This is a genomic window from Sphingobium sp. MI1205 (assembly GCF_001563285.1).
GTDB lineage: Bacteria > Pseudomonadota > Alphaproteobacteria > Sphingomonadales > Sphingomonadaceae > Sphingobium.
In genome coordinates this window covers 236,833-257,557 of the sequence record NZ_CP005188.1, presented here as the reverse complement: position 1 = coordinate 257,557, position 20,725 = coordinate 236,833, and the positions used below count along the sequence as shown (strand labels likewise).

The 20,725-nt window shown below is 64.3% G+C and carries 19 protein-coding genes and 1 tRNA gene; 8 read left to right on the top strand and 12 right to left on the bottom strand.

What is annotated here, in order from left to right; translation table 11 throughout:
• Positions 1-6: 6 nt before the first annotated feature.
• Genes paoC through paoA form a run of 3 tightly spaced genes read right to left on the bottom strand, consistent with a single transcriptional unit; the run spans position 7 to position 3,808 of the window.
• Entirely contained in the window at positions 7-2,223 is a 2,217-nt protein-coding gene (gene paoC / locus K663_RS01220) for an aldehyde oxidoreductase molybdenum-binding subunit PaoC (RefSeq protein ID WP_062113145.1), read from the bottom strand.
• A complete protein-coding gene (locus tag K663_RS01215; RefSeq protein WP_062113141.1) occupies positions 2,220-3,176 on the bottom strand; it encodes an FAD binding domain-containing protein in 957 nt (318 codons plus the stop codon). Before K663_RS01215 ends, paoC begins: the two co-directional genes overlap by 4 nt.
• On the bottom strand, positions 3,173-3,808 hold the full coding sequence (paoA, locus tag K663_RS01210) for an aldehyde dehydrogenase iron-sulfur subunit PaoA (protein ID WP_062113138.1): 636 nt from the start codon (positions 3,806-3,808) through the stop codon (positions 3,173-3,175). Before paoA ends, K663_RS01215 begins: the two co-directional genes overlap by 4 nt.
• Positions 3,809-4,059: 251 nt before the next feature.
• On the opposite strand from paoA, the gene K663_RS01205 reads away from it, so the two are divergent.
• Positions 4,060-4,134: transfer RNA gene (locus K663_RS01205), tRNA-Gly, on the top strand.
• A 400-nt stretch (positions 4,135-4,534) separates the two neighbouring features.
• Here the strand turns inward: K663_RS01205 and K663_RS01200 are convergent.
• The 3 genes from K663_RS01200 to K663_RS01190 are packed head-to-tail and all read right to left on the bottom strand — an operon-like array spanning position 4,535 to position 7,299.
• Positions 4,535-5,794 carry a TolC family outer membrane protein gene (locus K663_RS01200; RefSeq protein WP_062113135.1) on the bottom strand — a complete coding sequence of 420 codons (1,260 nt, stop codon included), beginning with the start codon at positions 5,792-5,794 and terminating at the stop codon, positions 4,535-4,537.
• On the bottom strand, positions 5,791-5,994 hold the full coding sequence (locus K663_RS01195; protein WP_062113132.1) for a YgaP family membrane protein: 204 nt from the start codon (positions 5,992-5,994) through the stop codon (positions 5,791-5,793). Before K663_RS01195 ends, K663_RS01200 begins: the two co-directional genes overlap by 4 nt.
• Before the next feature lie 27 nt (positions 5,995-6,021).
• On the bottom strand, positions 6,022-7,299 hold the full coding sequence (locus K663_RS01190) for an NAD(P)/FAD-dependent oxidoreductase (protein WP_062120128.1): 1,278 nt from the start codon (positions 7,297-7,299) through the stop codon (positions 6,022-6,024).
• Positions 7,300-7,381: 82 nt separating this feature from the next.
• On the opposite strand from K663_RS01190, the gene K663_RS01185 reads away from it, so the two are divergent.
• The 5 genes from K663_RS01185 to K663_RS24760 all read left to right on the top strand — a co-directional run bounded on the left by K663_RS01185 (position 7,382) and on the right by K663_RS24760 (position 12,817).
• Positions 7,382-7,720 (top strand): rhodanese-like domain-containing protein, encoded by a 339-nt coding sequence (locus K663_RS01185; RefSeq protein ID WP_062113129.1) that lies wholly within the window; start codon positions 7,382-7,384, stop codon positions 7,718-7,720.
• 39 nt (positions 7,721-7,759) lie between these two features.
• Positions 7,760-8,812, top strand: coding sequence for an efflux RND transporter periplasmic adaptor subunit (locus K663_RS01180; protein ID WP_201026660.1), 1,053 nt, complete (start codon positions 7,760-7,762; stop codon positions 8,810-8,812).
• The gene (locus K663_RS01175) at positions 8,809-12,015 is read left to right on the top strand and encodes an efflux RND transporter permease subunit (protein WP_062113123.1); all 3,207 of its coding nucleotides are present in this window, start codon (positions 8,809-8,811) and stop codon (positions 12,013-12,015) included. Before K663_RS01180 ends, K663_RS01175 begins: the two co-directional genes overlap by 4 nt.
• Positions 12,012-12,344 (top strand): ArsR/SmtB family transcription factor, encoded by a 333-nt coding sequence (locus tag K663_RS01170; protein WP_062113119.1) that lies wholly within the window; start codon positions 12,012-12,014, stop codon positions 12,342-12,344. The genes K663_RS01175 and K663_RS01170 overlap by 4 nt, the downstream gene beginning before the upstream one ends.
• A gap of 191 nt (positions 12,345-12,535) precedes the next feature.
• Positions 12,536-12,817: a c-type heme family protein gene (locus tag K663_RS24760; RefSeq protein WP_335339092.1), complete on the top strand. Its 282-nt coding sequence runs from the start codon at positions 12,536-12,538 to the stop codon at positions 12,815-12,817.
• A gap of 109 nt (positions 12,818-12,926) precedes the next feature.
• Here the strand turns inward: K663_RS24760 and K663_RS01160 are convergent, their stop codons facing one another.
• The 5 genes from K663_RS01160 to K663_RS01145 are packed head-to-tail and all read right to left on the bottom strand — an operon-like array spanning position 12,927 to position 17,102.
• Positions 12,927-13,406, bottom strand: a complete 480-nt coding sequence (locus K663_RS01160; RefSeq protein WP_062113116.1) for a Dps family protein — start codon at positions 13,404-13,406, stop codon at positions 12,927-12,929.
• Between the two features lie 22 nt (positions 13,407-13,428).
• Positions 13,429-14,217, bottom strand: coding sequence for a TlpA disulfide reductase family protein (locus tag K663_RS01155; RefSeq protein WP_062113113.1), 789 nt, complete (start codon positions 14,215-14,217; stop codon positions 13,429-13,431).
• A 12-nt stretch (positions 14,218-14,229) separates the two neighbouring features.
• Positions 14,230-14,340: a cytochrome bd-I oxidase subunit CydX gene (gene cydX, locus K663_RS22970; RefSeq protein ID WP_063619020.1), complete on the bottom strand. Its 111-nt coding sequence runs from the start codon at positions 14,338-14,340 to the stop codon at positions 14,230-14,232.
• A 14-nt stretch (positions 14,341-14,354) separates the two neighbouring features.
• Positions 14,355-15,503 carry a cytochrome d ubiquinol oxidase subunit II gene (gene cydB / locus K663_RS01150; protein ID WP_062113110.1) on the bottom strand — a complete coding sequence of 383 codons (1,149 nt, stop codon included), beginning with the start codon at positions 15,501-15,503 and terminating at the stop codon, positions 14,355-14,357.
• A 12-nt stretch (positions 15,504-15,515) separates the two neighbouring features.
• Positions 15,516-17,102 carry a cytochrome ubiquinol oxidase subunit I gene (locus K663_RS01145; protein ID WP_062113108.1) on the bottom strand — a complete coding sequence of 529 codons (1,587 nt, stop codon included), beginning with the start codon at positions 17,100-17,102 and terminating at the stop codon, positions 15,516-15,518.
• Positions 17,103-17,192: 90 nt separating this feature from the next.
• Here K663_RS01145 and cydD point away from each other — a divergent pair, with 90 nt between their 5' ends.
• Together cydD and K663_RS01135 are read left to right on the top strand one after the other, a co-directional pair.
• Positions 17,193-18,773, top strand: coding sequence for a thiol reductant ABC exporter subunit CydD (cydD, locus tag K663_RS01140; RefSeq protein ID WP_062113103.1), 1,581 nt, complete (start codon positions 17,193-17,195; stop codon positions 18,771-18,773).
• Complete coding sequence (locus K663_RS01135; RefSeq protein WP_062113100.1) at positions 18,770-20,395, top strand: amino acid ABC transporter ATP-binding/permease protein; 1,626 nt, start codon at positions 18,770-18,772, stop codon at positions 20,393-20,395. Before cydD ends, K663_RS01135 begins: the two co-directional genes overlap by 4 nt.
• 106 nt (positions 20,396-20,501) lie before the next feature.
• On the opposite strand, the gene K663_RS01130 is transcribed toward K663_RS01135, so the two are convergent.
• Complete coding sequence (locus K663_RS01130) at positions 20,502-20,681, bottom strand: hypothetical protein (protein WP_062113088.1); 180 nt, start codon at positions 20,679-20,681, stop codon at positions 20,502-20,504.
• Positions 20,682-20,725: the final 44 nt, after the last annotated feature.

Below are 20,725 nucleotides of genomic sequence, written 5' to 3'. Positions count from 1 at the left end.
CCGCCCTCAGGCGAGCGCCGAACCCTCCGCCTTGGCCAGCATCTTGTCGATGGTGATCGGATAGTCCCTGATCCTTACCCCGGTGGCATTGTAGATGGCGTTGGCCACCGCCGCTCCAACGCCGCAAATGCCCAGTTCACCCACGCCCTTGGCCTTCATGGGCGAGCTTTTGTCGTCCACCTCGTCCACGAAGAACACATCCTGTTCGGGAATGTCGGCATGCACCGGCACCATATATTCGGCCATGTCATGATTGACGAAGAAGCCGAAGCGGGTATCGACGGACAATTCCTCCATCAATGCCGCGCCCACGCCCATCGTCATCGCGCCAATCACCTGGCTGCGCGCCGATTTGGGATTGAGGATGCGCCCGGCGGCGAATGCGCCGCCCATACGGCGAATGCGCACTTCCGCCGTGTCGATATCCACCCCCACCTCACAGAAATGCGCGCCGAACGTCGCCTGCGCATAGCGTTGGGCAAGGTCGCCAAATTCGATCAGGTCCTCTGCCCACAGACCGTCGCGTCCCCCCAGCACGCCCAGTTTCTTCGACTGGCTGCCAAGCCGCACCAGCCCGTCCTCGAACAGCGCCTGGTCGGAAGAGAAACCGGCCGCTTCGGCAAGTTTGGCGCGCAGCGCAACGCAGGCGGCATAGACGCCTGCGGTCGAGCTGTTGGCGCCGAACTGTCCGCCCGAACCGGCCGAGACGGGATAACGGCTGTCCCCCAGCCGAACCGTCACGGCGTCGAGCGGCACGCCCAGCATTTCCGCAGCGGTCTGGCCGATGATCGTATAGCTGCCCGTGCCGATGTCGGTCATGTCGGTTTCAACCGTCACATGGCCCCGCGCATCAACACCCACCCGCGCGCCGGATGCCACGACCAGATTGCCGCGAAAAGCGGCGGCCATGCCCATGCCGACCAGCCAGCGGCCTTCACGCATCTGACCGGGTCGGGCATTGCGCCGGTCCCAGCCGAAACGCTGCGCCCCTTCGCGCAGGCATTCCACGAATTTACGGCTTGAAAAAGGCCGGTCCGGTCCGACCTCCGGATCATATTGCACATCGTTGCGGATGCGCAGTTCGACCGGATCTATCCCGCAAGCCTCCGCCAATTCATCCATCGCGATTTCCAGCGCGAGCATCCCCGCGGCTTCGCCCGGCGCGCGCATGGCATTGCCTTCGGGCAGGTCGAGCGTCGCCAGACGGTGCGAGATCAGCCGGTTCGCGCCGCGATACAGCAGCCGCGTCTGCTGGGCCGCCATTTCAGGGTCGCCGCCGGGCAAATCGCCCGACCAGGATTCATGGCCAATCGCATCGATGACGCCATCGCGGCTAGCGCCCAGGCGAATGCGCTGGATGGTCGCGGGACGATGCGTGCTGTTATTGGGAATCTGAGGCCGGGCGATCGCAACCTTGACGGGCCGCCCCACCGCACGGGCGCCCAGCGCCGCGAGCAGCGCGTCAGCCCGCAGGAACAGCTTTGCGCCAAAGCCGCCGCCGATATAGGGCGCGACGACCCGGATATTGGCATCTGGGATCTTCAGCGTCTTGGCCATTTCCCCGACAGCCCATGCGACCATCTGGTTGGACGTCCAAAGCGTCAGCTTGTCGCCATTCCATGCCGCTGTGGTAGCATGCGGCTCCAGCATCGCGTGGCTCTGGTCCGGCGTGGTGTAATGTCGGTCGATCCGAACGGCGGCCTTGGCGAATGCGCCATCGAAATCCCCTACCTTGCTGTCCGGGTCGCCACCGAAGCCCGCTTTCGGCACGGCCGCCTTGCCGCGTTCAGCCGCCAGGTCGAAACGGCCCTGTTCCAGCACATAGTCGATGCGCAGCAGCCCCGCCGCGTCGCGCGCATTTTCAAGCGTGTCGGCGATCACCAGCGCGACGGCCTGCTCATAATGTTCGATCTGCGGGCCGCCCAGCAGGTTGGCGGTGTTCATGTCGCCCTTGCCGAGTTGCCCCGCATTCTGATGCGTGATGATGGCGAGCACGCCCGGCGCAGCTTCCGCCGCGCGCAGGTCCATGGCCCCGATCCGCCCCTTGGCGATGGCCGATCCGACGATCCATCCATAGGCGGCATTGGGCGCTGCGTCATGGCGTTCATAGGCATAGGGCGCCGTGCCGGTGACTTTCGCCGGCCCGTCGATGCGATCATGAGGAAGGCCGACGACGCGGCCGCGATCAATGGGATTGCTGGTGGCAGGCGTGTCGAACTTCACGACCGGGCCTCCTTCTGCCGGAAAATGGATGCGAGCGCCCGGGCGGTCAGGCCCTGTTTGAAGGCGTTCTGCGCCGTGGGCCGTGCGCCCGCCAGCGCCGCTTCCGCTACTGCCGCCGCGCCAGCGGATGCCGCCGCATCGGCCTCTGCGATCCGCCACGGCTTGGGCGCAAGGCCGCCAAAGGCGAAGCGCGCCCCGCCATCCTTGCCGAACACCGCCGCCACCGACACCAGCGCGAAGGCGTAGGAGGTCCGGTCCCGGACCTTGCGATAGACATGCGCGCCGCCCAGCGGGCGGGGCAAGGTGACCGATGTGATCAGTTCGCCGGGCTTCAGCGCATGTTCGACATGGGGGGTATCGCCGGGCAACAGATGAAAGTCGGCGATCGGGATGGATCGCCGCGCACCGTCAGCCCCCACCGTATCGACCGTCGCATCCAGCAGCCGCATCGCCACCGCCATGTCGGATGGGTGCTGAGCAATGCATGCGTCACTGGTGCCGATGATCGCCAGGCTGCGGCTGATCCCCTGCAACGCGCCGCACCCGCTGCCCGGACGCCTTTTGTTGCACGGCATGCGCGTATCGTAGAAATAGGGGCAGCGGGTGCGCTGGAGCAGATTGCCCGCGGTTGTCGCCTTGTTGCGCAGCTGTCCCGACGCCCCGGCGAGCAGCGCGCGGCTCAACACCGCATAGTCGCGGCGCACCGTCCTGTCGGCCGCGAGATCTGTATTGCGCACCAGCGCGCCTATCTTCAGCCCGCCTTCCGCCGTCCTTTCAATGCGATCGAGGCCCAGGCGGTTGACGTCGATCAGATGGGCAGGCGTTTCGATCTGCAGCTTCATGAGGTCGAGCAGGTTGGTGCCGCCAGCGATGAAGCGCGCGCCCGGCGTGGCGGCCGCAGCCTTTGCCGCTTCTTCAGGGCTGGCGGCGCGGGTATAGCTGAACGGTCTCACGCCTTTTCCCCCGCGACATCGCGGATGGCGGCGATGATGTTGGGATAGGCGGCGCAGCGGCAGATATTGCCGCTCATCCGTTCCCGCAGTTCCGCGTCCGAAAAATCGACTTTCTCAAGATCGTCGGTCACATGGCTTGGGATGCCAGCCCCCAGTTCGTCGAGCATGGCCACCGCTGAACAGATCTGGCCGGGCGTGCAATAGCCGCATTGATAGCCATCATGGGTGATGAAGGCGCGCTGCATCGGATGCAGCTTTTCCGGCGTGCCCAGACCTTCGATGGTGGTGATCGATTCCCCTTCGTGCATGACGGCCAGCGTCAGGCAGCTATTGATCCGCCGCCCTTCGACAATGACGGTGCAGGCGCCGCACTGGCCGTGATCGCAGCCTTTCTTGGTGCCGGTCAGGTGCAGATGCTCGCGCAGCGCGTCCAGCAGCGTCGTCCGCGTATCGATCTGCAGGTGCACATCCCGTCCATTCACGGTCAATTCCACGGCAGCCATGGGCTCTCCCTTGCTCGATTGCGGCTGGCGGTGCGGCGCGGCGCGCGCCTCGCCCAGCGAAGGAAGCGCCGCAGCCGCAGCAGCGCTTCCCTGCAGCAGGCCACGGCGTGTCAGATGATCGGACGTCAAAGCTCTACCTCCTGCTGCTGGCCCGGTTCATATGACGCCGCACAGCCCAAGATGATCCCGGACCACCGGAAAAGTTGAAGTCCGCAGACTAGCAGCCCAACCCGCCGCGCCAAGCCGAAATGCGCCCAAGCGCTGCGCGGGACCGCGAATGAAGAAATTTGCGCCGACGGCCATTTCTCCCTTGCCCAGGTGCATAACCGCTGCTAGTTGCCCGCCTCACCCGCCGAGAGGGACATCCTCCGGCCGCCAGAGCGGGCGTAGCTCAGGGGTAGAGCACAACCTTGCCAAGGTTGGGGTCGAGGGTTCGAATCCCTTCGCCCGCTCCAGATTTTCAAGACTTTCGTGACTTAGAGGCCTTCGGGTCGCCCTCCCGGGTTACCGCTCGAGTTACCGCGCCCCGGTCTCCGCTTTCAGATTGCGGCGGCCCCGGACAGCTGCATCTTTCCGCCTTGCCCACGAAGGGTCCCCGATGGACGCCTCGCTCAGTTTCCCGATCAGGGAGGGAAGCAACTTCAGCTTGTCTGTGGTGGTCGGAGCCGCTGCAACCTCTTGTTCAAGGGTGGCGATGCGCTTCGCACGCCGATGAGGGACCTCCCGGCCGCGCCGCGTTTTCGCAATCCGGTCAGGATCCGAGGCTGGCCCTGGGAGAACGCCTTCGCCTTGTGGGCTCGAAGCACATAGCGGCTAATGATCTTGCGGGCTTGTCCTTTTGCCATGCGATGTGATTCAGCGCCCAAGCAGCGCGAGTAGCCGATAGGCCGCAACGATGCGCTCGCTTTGCGCCCTGGCCTCGTTCACCGCCCCAGCGGTCGACTCGCGTTCCGCATCGAGCAGATCGAGCTGGGGTTTCATGCCAACGCGTACCTCGTGGCGAACGCTGTCGCGGGCCTGTGCTGCGGAAAGGGCCTGGCTTGCGGCGGCGGCTTCGACCAGCACGGCGGATCGCACGCCCTGAAAGGCGCTGATCGTCTGTTCATCAACGGCGGATCGCGCGGCGCGCACCCGCGCATCGGCGGCCCTGACCGCACTGTTGGATTCTGCGATCTTCGCCGAAACGCGCCCGCCCGAAAATAACTGCCACCGCGCCCGCACCCCGACCGTTGCGCCATCGGCGCGGTAATCGGGGAAGAACTGATCGCGAACCGTCGAGCCTTCAGCGAACGCTCCCACCGTGGGCAGGCGTTCGGCCCGCGCCCCTCTTGCGCCAGCCCGCGTGGCTTTCAATGCCGCTTCCGCCTGAGCGACGGCAGGGTTATTCGCCCGCGCGATGTCGAGCGCTTCATCGAGTGAGGCCGGGATGGCGGGATTTGCCGGAATTGGCTGAAGGTCCTGCGGCACGAGGCCGGTCAGGTTGGTGAACCGGGCATCGACCGAGGCGGCATGGCCGCGCGCGCCTTCAAGCGCGGCCTGCGCTTCAGCAAGGCGGGCAGCAGCCTGCGCGACGTCGGTGTTGGGACTTTCGCCGGCCTTGAAGCGGAGACGGGCCTGGCGCTGGATCTCCTCCATCTGCCGTACCATCTGTTCGTAGAGCGTGACCGTGCGATGTGTGGTCAGCACGTCGCCATAAGCCTGGACCGTCGCGACGAGGATCTGGCTGCGCGTCATGGTCTCACCCGCGCGTGCCGCTTCGCTCCCGGCTCTGGCCTGCTCGATCCCGGCGCTGACCCGACCACCCATATAGAGAGGCTGCTCGATGGTGAGTTGCGCCGCGCGCGGGGTGACGTTCGCTGCCGGAAGTCCGAAAAAGCCCTGTGGATCGAGGCGGCCATAGCCGATTGTCCCGCTTAGCGTCGCGCTGGGGAGACCCTGACCTCTGGCTTCCTGGATCCGGGCATCGGCTGCATCGGCATCGGCGCTCGCCGCCTCGATCTCGGGCGCATGGTTCATCGCGGCCGCGATCGCCTCTTCCAGCGTGGTCGCCTGCGCTGGCATGGCGACGCTCGCGAGCAGGCAAGCCAAGAGGCGGATCGACCGATTGAGGATCATTTGAAGGCAGTCCCCGGACGAACGCCGAGCGCCTTGAACAGCATCGCGGCGGGGCAGAAGCCGGTGAAGCTCGCCTGGATCATATTGAGGCCCGCAAATGCGGTCAGCGCGATCCACCATGGATGGACGGTGAGCGACAGGACGACGCCAAGCAGCACAACACATCCGGCGAATGTCATCACGGCACGATCGAGAGTCATTTTTTACACTCCTTCACTCGAGGAAGATCAGAAACGCAGCTTGCGGATGCCCATGACATGGAGCGCGAGGCTTTCATAAAATGGCTCGCTCTCGCCCTTGCGGACCTTGCGCAGGAAATATTTCTCGAAGCCGATCTTGGCCAAATGAACCCATTTGCCGCTGGAGGCCCAATTAACATTGCGCGGCGGAATCTGGGGCTGCGCGACGAAGGCCACGCCGCCGTCACCGAAATCGGCAAGGCAGACGGCGTTCCACGTCGCTTGGGCCGTCGGCTCCTTGCCTTCGAGGATCGACGCGAGGTTGGCGGCGGTTGCCGTCACCATGCTCTCGATCATGAAGCCGGTCTTGGGCACACCGACCGGTACGGGGGTCGGACCCGTGGGCGGAATGGCAACGCAGACGCCGAGCGCGAAGATTTCGGGAAAGGCGGGATTGCGCTGGTGCTTGTCGATGATGATGAAGCCGCGCGGGTTGGTCAGACCTTCGATGTCGCGCACGGCGGGGACACCCCGAAAGGCGGGGAGCATCATCGAGTAGCCGAACGGCAGATCGTGCGTTTTCTTGACCGCGCCCTCGTCGCCCACTTCCTCGACATGCATGAGTCCGGCTTCGACTTTGGACACGCGCGCATTGGTGATCCATTTAATGTGACGATTGCGCATCTCGCTTTCGAGCAACGACTTGGTATCGCCGACGCCATCGAGGCCGAGATGCCCGATATAGGGTTCGGCGGTGACAAAGGTCATCGGCACCTTGTCACGGATCTTGCGGCGGCGAAGCTCGGTGTCGAGGATCAGCGCGAATTCGTAGGCCGGACCGTAGCAGGAAGCGCCCTGGACCGCGCCAACAACGATCGGGCCGGGGTTCTCCACGAAGGCATCGAAGGCGTCGGCCGCATGGGCGGCATGGGCAGTCTGGCAAACCGAGACGGTATGGCCTTGCGGTCCCAGCCCTTCGATCTCGTCGAAGGCCAGATCGGGACCCGTTGCGATTACGAGATAGTCGTAAGTGATTGATGTTCCGTCATTGAGTTCGAGGCGCTTTTCGCTCGCATGGAGTCGCTTTGCGCCGATGGAGGTAAAACCGATCTTCTTCTTCGCGAACACCGGAGGGAGATGGACCTGTATCGCTTCCGGCTTGCGCCAGCGAACGGCGACCCATGGGTTGGACGGGATGAAGCTGTAGGTGTCCGTATCGGATACCGTCATCACGTCCGCGCGGTCTTTGACGGCGGCCTTGATCTCATAGGAGGCGATCGTGCCTCCCAGGCCAGCTCCCAACACCACGATCAACGGCTTGCCCATCTGCGGCCCTTCCTCATTCAATGACATTGACTTATATAATCATTACACGTTATATGCAATCCACAAACTGAAAGAGGGTCCCATGTTCGGATTTAAGAAACGTGCTGTGCACCGCGAGATCAGCCCCGTTGAGTTGAACGCCATGCTGAAGGACGGCAAAGCGCTGTTGATCGACGTGCGCGAGGCCAGCGAATTCGCCACCGGTCACATCGCAGGGGCATTAAACATGCCGCTATCGGGCTTTGCACCTCGTAACATCCCTGATCCCGAAGGTCGGACGGTCGTGCTGCAATGCGCGGGCGGGCGACGTTCCGGGCAGGCGCTTGACCAATGCGCGCAGGCCCAGAGCGCGATCGACACGCATCTCGCCGGCGGTATCGGCGCCTGGAAAGACGCCGGACTGCCGGTGATCGGTAGCTAAGCGCGCCTAAGAAAGGGCCGGAAGAAGGGTATGAACGGCATGGGCAAGTGGCTTTTTTTGGCAAGCGCCGCGCTGGCGCTATCGGCGTGCGGCAGTCAGCCGGAACGCGATGAGGCAGTAGCTACGCTGCCTGCCGGGAATATGGTGCGACTCGCGCCGAAAGACATCGCCGATATGAAAGCCGTGGGTGCGGAGATCGCCACGCGCGATCAAGCCGAGGTGCTTGCTCGCATTCCCGGCATATTGACTTCCCTTTCGGTACGGGCCGGAGACACGGTACAGAAGGGCCAGCGCATCGGCATGATCGTCGACTCGCGGCTTGGCTATGAGACGAGCGCTTATGGTGCGCAAGCCGCCGCGGCGCAGGCGGAGGCCGCGCGCGCCAATGCCGATCTCGCTCGCATCCGCGACCTCTACAACAACGGCGTCTATGCCAAGGCGCGCCTGGATCAGGCCGTGGCTACCGCGCGCGCAGCCGACGCGCAGGTCGCCGCCGCCCGCGCGCAGCAGGGCGCGAGCGCCAGCGTCGCGGGACAGGGCGCGGTGATTGCGCCGGCAAGCGGCCGCGTGTTGCGCGCAGACATTCCGGCGGGCTCCGCGGTCGCGCCGGGCATGTCGATTGCAACCGTCACCGCCGGCCCGCCGGTCTTGCGCCTGATGCTGCCTGAATCGGTTGCAGGACAGGTTCGCCCCGGTGCCCGCGTGATCGTCAATGATGCAGCTTTACAAGTTGCCGGGGTGCCTTCCGGGTCGCACGAAGGCAGCGTAACGCAGGTCTATCCTGCGATCACCGCAGGCCAGGTTCGCGCCGATGCGACGCTGCCGGGTCTCTCAACGCGATTTATCGGCCGCCGCGTGAGTGCTTCGGTCGAGGTCGGCAGGCGCAAGGCGTTGGTCGTGCCGCGTCAATACGTCACCACGCACTACGGGATAGATCAGGTTCAGGTGGTGAGCGAAGGCAAGCGTCTCAGCATGGTGCCGGTGCAGATCGCGCCAACGGCCGATCCTACCCTGGTCGAGATATTGAGCGGCGTGTCCGCCGGCGACATGCTGTTTGTCCCCGGTAAGCCTGCCAAGGCAAGCCGCCAATGAATCTCGGCATCTCCGGCCGCCTCACCAAGGCCACCATTGCCTCGCCCCTGACGCCGCTGTTTCTCCTCGCGGCGATCGCCGTTGGTCTGCTGGCTCTTCTTTCCATCCCCCGGGAGGAGGAACCGCAGATCAGCGTGCCGATGGTGGACATCCAGGTCATGGCCCCAGGCCTTTCCGCCACCGATGCCACCGAATTGGTTGGTATCCCGCTGGAGACGATCGTCAAGAGCGTGGACGGCGTAGAGCATGTCTATACCCAGGCGCAGGACGATGGCGTGATGGTGACGGCCCGCTTCCTTGTGGGGTCAGATCCCGAGGACGCGTCGATCCGCATCGAGGAGAAGCTGCGCGCCAATTGGGACAGGAAGCCCGTCGGTATTCCCGATCCCAAAGTGACGGTGCGCGGCATCAACGATGTGCCCGCCGTCGTGCTGACGCTCTCGCCCAAACCCGGCGCGGTCGGCCAGTGGAACGACGCTAGCCTCTATGAGCTGGCCTCGAAGCTGCGCACCGAGATCGCCAAGGTCGACAATGTCGGGCTCACCTTTCTCGTCGGCGGAGGTCCCGAAGAAATCCGCATCGCGCCGGACCCTGCGAAGCTGCGCCAATATGGCGTGCCTCTGGGCAGCGTGATCGAGGCTGCGAGCGAAGCCAACCGTAGCTTCCCGCTGGGCAATATTCGCGAGGACGGCAAGGCGGTCGGCGTGACTGCGGGCCGCACACTATCGTCGGCGCAAGAAGTGGGGCTCTTGACCGTACGGTCCGGCACCGGCGCCCCCGTCTATCTGCGCGACATCGCTAGTGTCAGCCAAGGGCCGCGTGAGGATCAGGCCCGAGCGTGGCGCTGGGCAAAGGCGGAGAACGGCAAATGGAATTCCGCGCCCGCTGTCAGCATCGCCTTCGCCAAGCGCGCCGGGGCCAATGCCGTGGTCGTATCCGACGCCATCCTTGAGCGCGTCGAAAAACTCAAGGGCAGGCTCATCCCCGATGATGTCGAGGTCGCCGTTACCCGCAACTATGGCGAGACGGCCAACGAGAAGGCCAACGAACTGCTGTTCCACCTGGCGCTGGCGACCGTTTCCATCGTCGTGCTGATCGGCTTCGCGATCGGATGGCGCGAGGCTGGCGTGACCGCCGTGGTCATCCCGACGACGATCCTGCTCACCATGTTCGCGTCGAACCTCATGGGCTACACGATCAACCGCGTCAGCCTGTTCGCGCTCATCTTCTCGATCGGCATCCTCGTGGACGATGCGATCGTCATGATCGAGAATATCGCCCGCCATTGGGCGATGGACGATGATCGAAGCCGGACGCAGGCGGCGATCGAGGCCGTGGCCGAAGTGGGCAATCCGACCGTTGTCGCCACCTTGACTGTCGTTGCTGCGCTGCTTCCCATGTTGTTCGTTTCGGGGTTGATGGGACCGTATATGGCGCCGATTCCGGTCAACGCTTCGGCCGCGATGATCTTTTCCTTCTTCGTCGCAGTGGTCATCGCGCCATGGTTGATGATCCGGTTCGCGAGGCGGACGCTGGCCAATGGCCACGGCCATGACGAGAGCGGCGGTAAGCTGGGCCAGCTCTATGCCCGCGTCGCGCATCGCGTGATCGATACGCGAAAGTCAGCACGCAATTTCCTGATCGGGGTGGGCGTGGCAACGCTCGTTGCCTGCTCGATGTTCTATTTCAAGGCCGTCACCGTGAAGCTGCTGCCGTTCGACAACAAGTCGGAGGTTCAGGTGGTGGTCGACATGCCCGAAGGCACGGCGCTCGAAAGCACGGGCCGTGTGCTGGAGGATGTCGCTGGCATCGTGCGAGGCCTGCCGGAAGCGACGTCGATGGAGGCCTATGTCGGCACGTCGGCGCCGTTCAATTTCAACGGTCTTGTCCGGCACTATTTCCTGCGCGCGCAGCCAGAACAGGGCGACGTGATGGTGACGTTGCTGCCCAAGGGCGACCGCAGCCGGTCGAGCCACGAGATCGCGCTCGATCTTCGGCAGCGATTGAAGGCGCTGAAACTTTCCGCGGGCGCTTCGATCAAGGTGGTCGAGACGCCGCCGGGACCGCCGGTGCTCGCGACGCTGCTCGCCGAGGTCTATGGCCCCGATGCCGCAACCCGCCAGAAGACGGCGACCGAGCTGGAGAAGATCTTCAGGTCCGTTCCCTACATCGTCGACGTCGATAACAGCTTTGGCACGCCGCGGCCCAAGGTGCGCCTCGACATCCAGCGCGACCGCCTCGACTATTATGGCCTCTCGCAGCGCCAGATCGCCGACAGCATCGGCATGCTCCTGGGCAGCCAGACCGTGGGCTACGCACCGCGCGGCGACGGGCGCACGCCGCTCCCGATCACCATCGCGCTCGAGCAAAAGGATCGGAGCTGGACGCAGGCCCTTTCGAGCACGCCGGTTGCGCAGACGCCCGGCGGCGAGTTAGTCGACTTGGGCGCCGTGGTCGATGTCCGCACCGAGACAGGAAGTCCTGCCATCTTCCGCCGCGATGGCCGCTATGCCGACATGGTGACGGCCGAGCTCGCTGGCGCCTATGAAGCGCCGATCTATGGAATGTTGGCGGTCGATCGCGCAGTGAACGACTATGATTGGGCGGCCAAGGGGCTGGCGAAGCCGGAAATCCGCCTCAATGGGCAGCCAGAGGATGAAAGCGTGGCATCCATCCTCTGGGACGGCGAATGGGAGATCACCTGGGTCACGTTCCGCGACATGGGCGGTGCCTTCATGGTGGCGCTGCTCGGCATCTATATTCTTGTCGTGGCGCAATTTCGAAGCTTCCGCCTGCCGCTGGTCATCCTGACGCCAGTGCCGCTGACCCTGGTCGGCATCGTCATCGGCCATATGCTGTTCCGCGCGCCGTTTACGGCGACCTCGATGATCGGCTTCATCGCGCTCGCGGGCATCATCGTGCGCAACTCGATCCTGCTGGTCGATTTTATCCGGCACACGGCGACGCCCGATAAGTCCCTGCGCGATGTATTGCTCGAAGCGGGAACGATCAGGTTCAAGCCGATCGTGCTGACCGCTGCGGCCGCCATGATCGGCGCCGCCGTAATTCTTACCGACCCGATCTTTCAGGGCCTCGCAATTTCGCTGCTGTTCGGTCTTGCATCCTCGACGCTGCTGACCGTGCTGGTTATTCCGGCCATTTACATTGTGCTTCGAGATGACGGAAAGCCCGCGACCAGATGATGCCCCTCGATACGCCCCTTGCTGAACTCGTGAAGCACGCCGCCTATGCCGCGAACGTGCTGAAGCTGGTCGCGAACGAACAGCGGTTGCTGATACTTTGCCGGCTGACGCAAGGTGAGTTTTCGGTCGGGCAAATGGTGGAGTTGTGCGGGCAATCGCAATCCAGCGTCTCCCAGCATCTGGGGCGGCTGCGCGAAGGCGGCCTGGTCAAGACCCGCCGCGACGGCACGACGATCTACTACAGCCTGGCCGATGACGACGTTCGCAAGCTGATCGACATGCTCTGCGACCGCTTCGGGCCGCCCGCTGGCCGATCGTCAGTGTCGTAATGCGAGGCGCTACCCTTCCGCTGTTGTCCGCCTTGACGCTCGAGGCTTGTGCGCCGAACGAGCTTGGCCATGACAAGATGACGATGGCCACGCAGGCGGAGGCCCGTTCCGAAATCCTGGCCGACCGCTTTCAGAAGGAATAGCTGAGCGCGCTCACGGCAGAGATAGCGTAGGAGGGACCGGGAGGCGCGATCGGCGTCTGTTCGAGCATCGCCCCGGCGCTTGCCGCGCAGCTCTCGGAAGAAAGCGGCGCGAGTGTCAGGCGCACCGCACTCCGCGCCCGTAACCCAGCCGTCACGGCCGATGCGACCGAACAGCGCGTCATGGAGGGCTGGTCTGCCGCGCCGCTGGATGAAAACGGCCGCCCCAAGCGCTGGCTGGCGCATGATGAGCGCGAATACCGCTATATGCGCGCCATACCGACCATGCCCATGCGCCTCGCCTGCCACGGCCAGAACATCGCCCCCGAGTAACGGCCGCGATCCGTAAGCATTATCCAGAAGATCAGGCGACCGGCTTTGCCCCGGGCCAGCTTCGCGGTGCGTTTTCGATCCGATGGGATGAAGCGCCACCGCTTCCAACCTATTCCTCGAGCAGCGCGCGGAGCATCCATGCAGTCTGCTCATGCACGCCGATTCTTTGCGTCAGCAGGTCTGCGGTCGGCTCGTCGCTCGCCTTCTCGACGAGCGGGAACAGCGCGCGTGCGGTCCGGGCCGTCGCTTCATGTCCTTTGGCCAGGATGTCCACCATGTCGAGCGCCTTGGGGGGAACTTCCGGCGCGTCCGGCAGCGAGCTGAGCTTCGCATATTGCGCATAGGAACCCGGTGCCGGCTGCCCGAGCGAGCGGATGCGCTCGGCGATCGGATCGATCGCGTTCCACAGCTCGGTATATTGCGTCATGAACATGGTGTGCAGGCTGTTGAACATCGGCCCGGTCACGTTCCAGTGGAAATTATGCGAGGTGAGATAGAGGGTGTAGGTATCCGCCAGCAGGCGGCTGAGGCCTTCGGAGATCGCCACGCGATCTTCTTCGTCGATCCCGATATTCACTTGTCTGGTCATGGTGACTCTCCTTGGTCAAAAACTAATCCAGCTCCCGCATTCCCGCGAGCAAGGCGGCGCGGGAGATTTCGCCTACATGCAACTCGCGGATGACTCCCTTGCTATCGATGAACAGCGTCGCAGGCAGGCCCGCCGATCCGATCGCGGCGGCCGCGCGCTGATCCGGGTCCAGCAGGACATTGGCCGGTGCAAGCTTTTGGCCTTGAAGCCACGCACGCACCCGCTCCGCATCCTCGCCCTGATTGATGAGCAGGATCGGCATGGGCGAGCGCGTCGCTTCTTCGATCAGCATCGGCATTTCTCGGCGGCATGGCGGGCACCAACTCGCCCAGAGATTGATGACGAGCGGCTTTCCCCGTCGTTCGTCGAGCGACCTGGCCTCGCCCGCCAGCGAATGGAGAACGAGTCCTTGCGGCAAGGGCTTGTGCGCAGAGGTGAGGAACAGCGCTGTGGCTGCCAAGGCAGCCGCGGCGCTGCCCGTGAATGCGATGCCCATGGGCAACAACGCGGGCGTCCGTCGCAGGGACAGACCGAGCGTTATGGCGGCAGCCGTCAGACCCACGAGCGGCGAGAAGCCGCCCTGCCAGACATAGAGAATGGTCAGAGGCTCGACCGCGAAGGCGGGCCAGTTCTGGCCTGCGAAACCGAGGCGCGCCGCCAGCAAGCCTACGAGCAGTGCCCGCCATGCGGCTTTCTCGCTGTCCTTTCCGTGGCGGCGGCAGATCCAGTTCGCCGCCATCAGGAAGACAATGATCCCAAGCACCGCGAAAAGCCGCTCCAGCGCCAGCGCGAGCGGGCCAAGGCTTATCATAGGTAGCGGCGGTCAACTTGCCGCATCGTCATCGGGATCGGAATGGAACTCGTGCCACAGGCCATTGAGGATGCTGAACCCGACCGCGAGGCCAACACCGAGGATCCAACTGAAATACCACATCGCCCTCGTCCTTCTCAGTAATAGTCGGGGTTGGTTTCGACGTCGCGCAAGGTGATCCGACCGAACAGCACCTTATAGACCCATGCCGTGTAGAGCAGCACGATCGGCAGGAAGATGACCGTCACTGCCAGCATGATGAACAGCGTCACATGGCTGGACGAGGCGTTCCACACGGTCAGGCTTGAGGCGGGGTCGATCGAACTGGGCAGGATGAAGGGGAACATCGAGAGGCCCACAGTCGCGATGATGCCGACCGCGCCGAGCGACGAACCGCCGAAGGCGAGGATTTCTCGTTCCTTGCGAATACCAATCCATGCCAGCACCGGCCCTGCGAAGCCGATGATGGGCGCAATCAGCATCCAGAGATGCTTGCTGTAGTTGTCAAGCCACGCCCCAGGTGCCGCGATCGTTCCCGAGAGCAGCGGATTGGAAGGGCCGGCGGGATCGACCGTATCGCTCAAACGGAAGCCATAGCCCATGGTTGCGATCATCACGCCTCCAGCCGCGAAGAGCAGGATGGAGGCGGCGGCCGCAATCTGGCCGAAGGTGCGCGCGCGATCATGAACAGCGCCGCGCTCGATCTTGATCGCAAGCCAGCTCGCGCCGTGCAGCACGATCATCGCCACCGACAGCAGTCCCGCGACCAGCGAGAAGGGATGGAACAGACCGAGCAGCCCCCCCTCGTAGAAAGCGCGCAGATCGCTATCGAGGCGGAAGGGAATGCCGGTCAGGACATTGCCGACCGCGACCCCGAACACCAGCGCGGGGACGAAACCGCCGATGAACAATGCCCAATCCCAGCGTGAGCGCCATGCCGCATCAGGCTTTTTCGAGCGATATTTGAAGCCCACGGGCCGCAGGATCAGTGCGGCGAGGACGAGGAACATCGCAAGGTAGAAGCCGGAAAAGCTGATCGCATAGACAAACGGCCAGGCCGCAAAGATCGCCCCGCCGCCGAGGATGAACCAGACTTGGTTCCCCTCCCATGTCGCGCCGATCGAGTTGATGACCATGCGGCGTTCGGCGTCAGTCTTCGCGACGAAGGGCAGGAGGGCGGCGGTGCCCAGATCGAAACCGTCGGTCAGGGTGAAGCCGATCAGGAGGGCGCCCATCAGGAGCCACCAGATCAGCCGGAGCGTTTCATAGTCGATCGGAGGTGCCATGACCTGTTCTCCTCATTCGGCGGCAATGGGTGCGTAGCCGCTGGGGTGCGCCACCACCGGCGCGGGCGCGCGATGCCCGTCCGGCCCCTTGCGGATCGCCGCCAGCATCAGGCGAACTTCGATGACCGCCAGCGCGCCGTAAAGAAGCGTGAAGCCGATGATCGTGGTCCATAGCTGCGCAACGGTCAGGCTGGATGCACCCAGGAAGGTCGGCAGAACGCCTTCGATGGCCCAGGGCTGGCGGCCGATTTCGGCAAGTATCCAGCCAAATTCGATAGCGATCCATGGCAGCGGGATGATCCACACGGCTGCCCGCATGAAGGTGCGGCAAAAGCCGTTGTTGCAGCCGAACTTGCGGACCGAGGCCATGTAGAATGCCGCCGCGAAGAAGGCGATGAAGAAGAAGCCGAGCCCTGCCATCACCCGGAACACCCAGAACATGACCGGCACGTTGGGCACGGTGGACCAGGCCGCCTTCTGAATCTGTTCGGGGGTCGCGGTGCGCGGATCGGCGACATAGCGCTTCAGGAGCAGCGCATAGCCGAGATCGGCCTTGCTCCGCTCGAACTGCTCGCGCGCGGCCATGTCGCTCTGATTGGCCTTCAGCCGCTCCACGGCGTCATAGGCCTGGATACCATGTTCGATGCGCTCCTCCGCCTTGGCGACCAGTTCGAAGATGCCCGAAACCTCGCCGGTAAGGCTGCGCGTCGAGATCAGGCCCAGCACATAGGGGATCTTCACTTCATAGCGGGTTTCGCGCCCTTCCAGGCTTGGAATGCCGAAGATCGCTATCCCCGCGGGCGCAGGTTCGGTGTGCCACATTGCCTCAAGTGACGCCAATTTCATCTTCTGGTTGTCGGTCAGCGCGTAACCGCTTTCGTCGCCCAGCACGACGACCGAGAGCGACGAGGCGAGGCCGAACGCGGCCGCCACGGTGAAGCTGCGCTTGGCGACTGCGACCCATTTGCCCTTGAGCAGATACCAGGCCGAGATGCCCAGCACGAAGACCGAGGCGCAAACATAGCCCGCGCTCACGGTATGGACGAATTTCGCCTGCGCGACGGGGTTGAACAGGACCGCCATGAAGTCGGTGATCTCCATCCGCATCGTCTCGGAATTGAAGCGCGATCCGGTGGGATGCTGCATCCAGCCATTGGCGACGAGAATCCAGAGCGCCGACAGGTTCGATCCGAGCGCGACCATGAAGGTGGTAAGCAGATGCCCCAGCTTCGACAGCTTGTCCCACCCGAAGAACATGAGGCCGACGAAGGTCGCTTCGAGGAAGAAGGCCATCAGCCCTTCGATGGCGAGCGGTGCGCCGAAAATGTCGCCGACATAGTGCGAAAAATAGGACCAGTTGGTGCCGAACTGGAATTCCATGGTGATGCCGGTGGCCACGCCCAGCACGAAATTGATCCCGAACAGCTTGCCCCAGAAGCGCGTGACCGTCCGCCAGATCTCCCGACCCGTCATCACATAGATGCTTTCCATGATGACGAGCATGAAGGAAAGACCAAGGGTCAAAGGAACGAACAGGAAATGATAAAGCGCGGTCAGAGCGAATTGCAGCCGGGAGAGTTCGATCACGGCCATATCCATGGCAAGGCTCCTTGCGTTCCGGCCCAGCTTTCAAAATTGCAGCGAGTCGGTTGAAAAGATTATGATTAGCCATTAGTCGTAACTGAGTATATGATCAACCGATTTCACAGCCAGGCTCCGGTCCTCTTCTGGATCGCCGATAGCGGCGCAGCCATCCTCATGGCGGTGGCCCTGGCCACCGGCGTAACAGCAATGGCGCAGGACGAGCATGGCAATCTGCTGCTCGCCGCGGGCGGATTGATTGCGGCCACCCTGCTTCGCGCCGGGATACAGATCGGAGCAACCGACACCGGCGAGGCCGTGGCCGTGGCAGCCAAGACAAACTGGCGACAACGGATTTACGCCCAAGTGCTTATCGCGGCGCCGGGCGATCGCCGGATGCTGGGCGAAACGGTCGCCGATGCCGTCGATCGTATCGAGGACCTGGGCGGCTTCCATGCCCGCTTCCTGCCGCTGCGCCGCGCGGCAGTCCTGTCGCCGCTTTTCATCGCGATTGCGGCAGCCTTCGCAAGTTGGGTCGCCGGCGCAATCATGCTCGCTACCCTCTTGCCCTTCGGTCTGGGCATGGCGCTTGCCGGGACGGCCGCGGCGCGCGCCTCCGCCCGCCAGCTCGACGCGCTAAGCCGATTGTCGGGCCTGTTCGTCGATCGCGTGCGCGCGCTCCCGGTGATCGTCGGCTTCGGTGCACAGGAGCGCATCGGCCGTCATCTTGCCGACGCGACGCGCGAGGTCGCAGCGCGCACGATCGACGTGCTGAAAGTTGCTTTCGTGTCGAGCGCGGTGATCGAATTCTTCGCGGCCCTGTCGGTGGCGCTGGTCGCGCTCTATTGCGGCTTCAATCTGCTGGGGCTGCTACCGTTTCCGGTGCCCGAAAAGCTGACGCTGGGCGAAGCGCTGTTCGTCCTCGTCCTTGCGCCTGAATTCTATCTCCCCATGCGCCGCCTCGCTGCCGCCTATCATGACAAGCAAGTTGGAGAGGCAGCTGTCGAACGTCTGGAAAGCATCGCTCCCCCGTCTGCGCCTGCCTCGAAAAGCCTGATCGTAGGCCCGCCCGCGTTGCGTTTCGATGGCGTGGTCATCGACTATGGCGAGACGACGATCGGCCCTTTCACGCTGGATGTGGCGGCAGGCACCAGTCTCGCATTGCGAGGGAGCACGGGAATTGGCAAATCGAGCCTTCTCCACGCCTTGCTGGGACTTGCCCCTATCGGCAGGGGACGCATTCTCGTCGACGGCCAGGACGCGGCCAATGTTGCGCTACCAGGCAACATTGGCTGGGTTGGGCAATCGGTTGCCTTCATCCCGGGCACGCTCGTCGACAATATCCGGCTCGCGCGGCCCGAGGCCGATGACGCGGCGGTTGGCGCCGCCGCGCGCCGTGCCGGCCTTGGCCCTCTGATCGCGGCGCGAGGCGCAGGCTTGACCTTGCAACTCGACCATCGCGGATCGGGCCTTTCGGGAGGGGAGCGTCGGCGGGTCGGCATCGCGCGCGTCCTTTTGAAGGACGCGCCGCTCTGGCTGCTCGACGAACCGACCGCGGATCTCGATGCGCGATCGGCGGCCGATATTGCCGGGATATTGGCATCGGCCGCTCGAGGGCGCACCGTCCTCATGGTGACGCACAGCGCCGAACTGGCCGCGAGCGCCGACCGCGAAATGGTGCTTGTGTGAGCCGCGCCGATATGGACCGGTTGCTGGCCGAAGCCATCGGCCCTGAGCGCTGCTCTTTCCGTATCGCGGGTCTGCTCGCCGCCGCCGCGACGATCGCCGCGGTGCTGCTGCTGGGCCTGTCGGGATGGTTCATCAGCGGCGCGGCGCTTGCCGGCCTTGGCGGCGTCCTGGCCGCGCAGGGCTTCAACTATCTCGTGCCGAGCGCGATGATCCGACTGCTCGCGATCGTCCGCACGACAGCGCGCTATGGTGAACGCCTCTATGGGCACCGCGCCGCATTGATGGCACTCGCCACTGTCCGCGCGCGCCTGTTCGACCGCATCCTGGCGGCACGTGACGTGCGGGCCGTATCGGCGGGCGATGCGGTGACGCGGCTCGTTCAGGACATCGGCGCGCTCGAAGATAGTCTGGTCCGTAAACCCGCGCTTCCTGCTGCCCTGGCCGGTGCCGCCATAGGTCTTGCTCTGGTATGGCTCGCCAGTCCCTGGGCCAGTCTGATCTTGCTGGTGCTGCTCTCCGGCCTCGCCGCTTGGGCGCATCTCGCAGCGCCCCGGCTACTCGCGATCGCCGCAACCGACATGGCGGCGGCGTTGGCGCGGCTCAAAGCCGGCATGGTCGACTACACGTCAGCCTCGCCCGAAATCCTGGCCTATGACTTGGTCCCCGCGATCGAACGGAAGCTTGCTGTCGACACGGCCGAGCTGGACCGGGCGCGGCGCCGCTTCGCGCGTGGGGAAGCGATCATCGACGCCGGGCTAACCCTTGGCGCGGGCATCGCCATGGGCGCCGTCCTTGCCATCTCGAACACCTCCTTGCCCATGACGGTGCTCGCCGTGCTGGCGTCGGCGGGCGCGGTCGAGGCTCTTTCCGGCTATGTTCGGGGTGTGTCGCGGGGCGCACTGATCACAGCCGCCCTCGCGCGATTGGAGGAAATGTCGGGCCAGATTGACAAGCCTGTTCCGGCAGAGGTGGCATCCGCGCCGATCGGGCGGACCATCGCGCTGGATGGCAATGGTGTGCATGTGCGGCTCGAAGCTGGCGAGCGCCTGGGGATTGCGGGACAGTCCGGCAGCGGCAAGACCAGCCTTCTCGAAACGCTCGCCGGGATTCGCCCCCCGGATCGGGATCCTGGCATTCACCTTGATGGCCAGCCTATCGCCTTGCTACCGCCCGCAGCGGTGCGAGCGGCCTTCGCGCTCTCGCCGCAGGATGCCCAACTCCTGTCGGGAACGGTGCGTGACAATCTGCGTGTCGCCCGCGCGGGCCTCAGCGACGAACAGCTTTGGGCAGCGCTGGAAGTGGCTTGCCTCCTGGTCGATGTGCGCGCGATGCCGCATGGGCTAGACCAATGGGTCGGCGACGGCGGGGCGCGCCTGTCCGGGGGGCAGCGCAAGCGGCTTTCGATCGCCCGCGCCGTCCTGGCCGGGAGGCCATGGCTCTTGCTCGACGAGCCGAGCGAAGGCCTCGATATGGTTACGGAAGCGCGGCTTGCGCGCCAGCTCGACGCCTGGCTTCGCGAAACAAAAACCGGGCTTGTCGTCGTCAGCCATCGGCGTGAACTCCTGGCCCTTGCAGGCGAGAAGCACATTATCAATCTTAGCTTGACGAACATTCCAGGCTAGCCAGGAACGCCGTGACCGCACGGCTTGGCCTGCGTGCGCGATGAAGGAGCATCGTGAAATTGCGCGGAGGTAGGAAGCTCATCGCCCGCCAGGGAGCTGCCATTGTTCAGGGATTCCAGCTTGGAGCGTCGCTCGCCGGGAAGGACTCCATCCCCGCTTCCTCCACCGGATCGAGCGGCGCGTTCGCATCGGTCCTCTCGTTTGGTCGCGGTTTAGCTGCACCCGTCTTCTTGCGACCCGATTTGGCCCATGTCTCTTTCGCGCCTTCGTCGCTGTCTTGCGTCATCGCGCCGCTCCTTTCATGGCGGGCTTCTTGGGACGAAGCGGCCG

Excerpts from the sequence above, each read along its gene's own strand:
- cydB (WP_062113110.1), bottom strand. The coding sequence starts at position 15,503 with ATGGCACCTCCGATCGACTATGAAACGCTCCGGCTGATCTGGTGGCTC.
- K663_RS01145 (WP_062113108.1), bottom strand. The coding sequence starts at position 17,102 with ATGGATATGGCCGTGATCGAACTCTCCCGGCTGCAATTCGCTCTGACC.
- cydD (WP_062113103.1), top strand. The coding sequence starts at position 17,193 with ATGATCAACCGATTTCACAGCCAGGCTCCGGTCCTCTTCTGGATCGCC.
- K663_RS01155 (WP_062113113.1), bottom strand. The coding sequence starts at position 14,217 with ATGATAAGCCTTGGCCCGCTCGCGCTGGCGCTGGAGCGGCTTTTCGCG.
- K663_RS01175 (WP_062113123.1), top strand. The coding sequence starts at position 8,809 with ATGAATCTCGGCATCTCCGGCCGCCTCACCAAGGCCACCATTGCCTCG.
- K663_RS01190 (WP_062120128.1), bottom strand. The coding sequence starts at position 7,299 with ATGGGCAAGCCGTTGATCGTGGTGTTGGGAGCTGGCCTGGGAGGCACG.
- K663_RS01130 (WP_062113088.1), bottom strand. The coding sequence starts at position 20,681 with ATGACGCAAGACAGCGACGAAGGCGCGAAAGAGACATGGGCCAAATCG.
- K663_RS01195 (WP_062113132.1), bottom strand. The coding sequence starts at position 5,994 with ATGACTCTCGATCGTGCCGTGATGACATTCGCCGGATGTGTTGTGCTG.
- K663_RS01180 (WP_201026660.1), top strand. The coding sequence starts at position 7,760 with ATGGGCAAGTGGCTTTTTTTGGCAAGCGCCGCGCTGGCGCTATCGGCG.
- cydX (WP_063619020.1), bottom strand. The coding sequence starts at position 14,340 with ATGTGGTATTTCAGTTGGATCCTCGGTGTTGGCCTCGCGGTCGGGTTC.
- K663_RS01170 (WP_062113119.1), top strand. The coding sequence starts at position 12,012 with ATGATGCCCCTCGATACGCCCCTTGCTGAACTCGTGAAGCACGCCGCC.
- K663_RS01185 (WP_062113129.1), top strand. The coding sequence starts at position 7,382 with ATGTTCGGATTTAAGAAACGTGCTGTGCACCGCGAGATCAGCCCCGTT.
- K663_RS01160 (WP_062113116.1), bottom strand. The coding sequence starts at position 13,406 with ATGACCAGACAAGTGAATATCGGGATCGACGAAGAAGATCGCGTGGCG.
- K663_RS01200 (WP_062113135.1), bottom strand. The coding sequence starts at position 5,794 with ATGATCCTCAATCGGTCGATCCGCCTCTTGGCTTGCCTGCTCGCGAGC.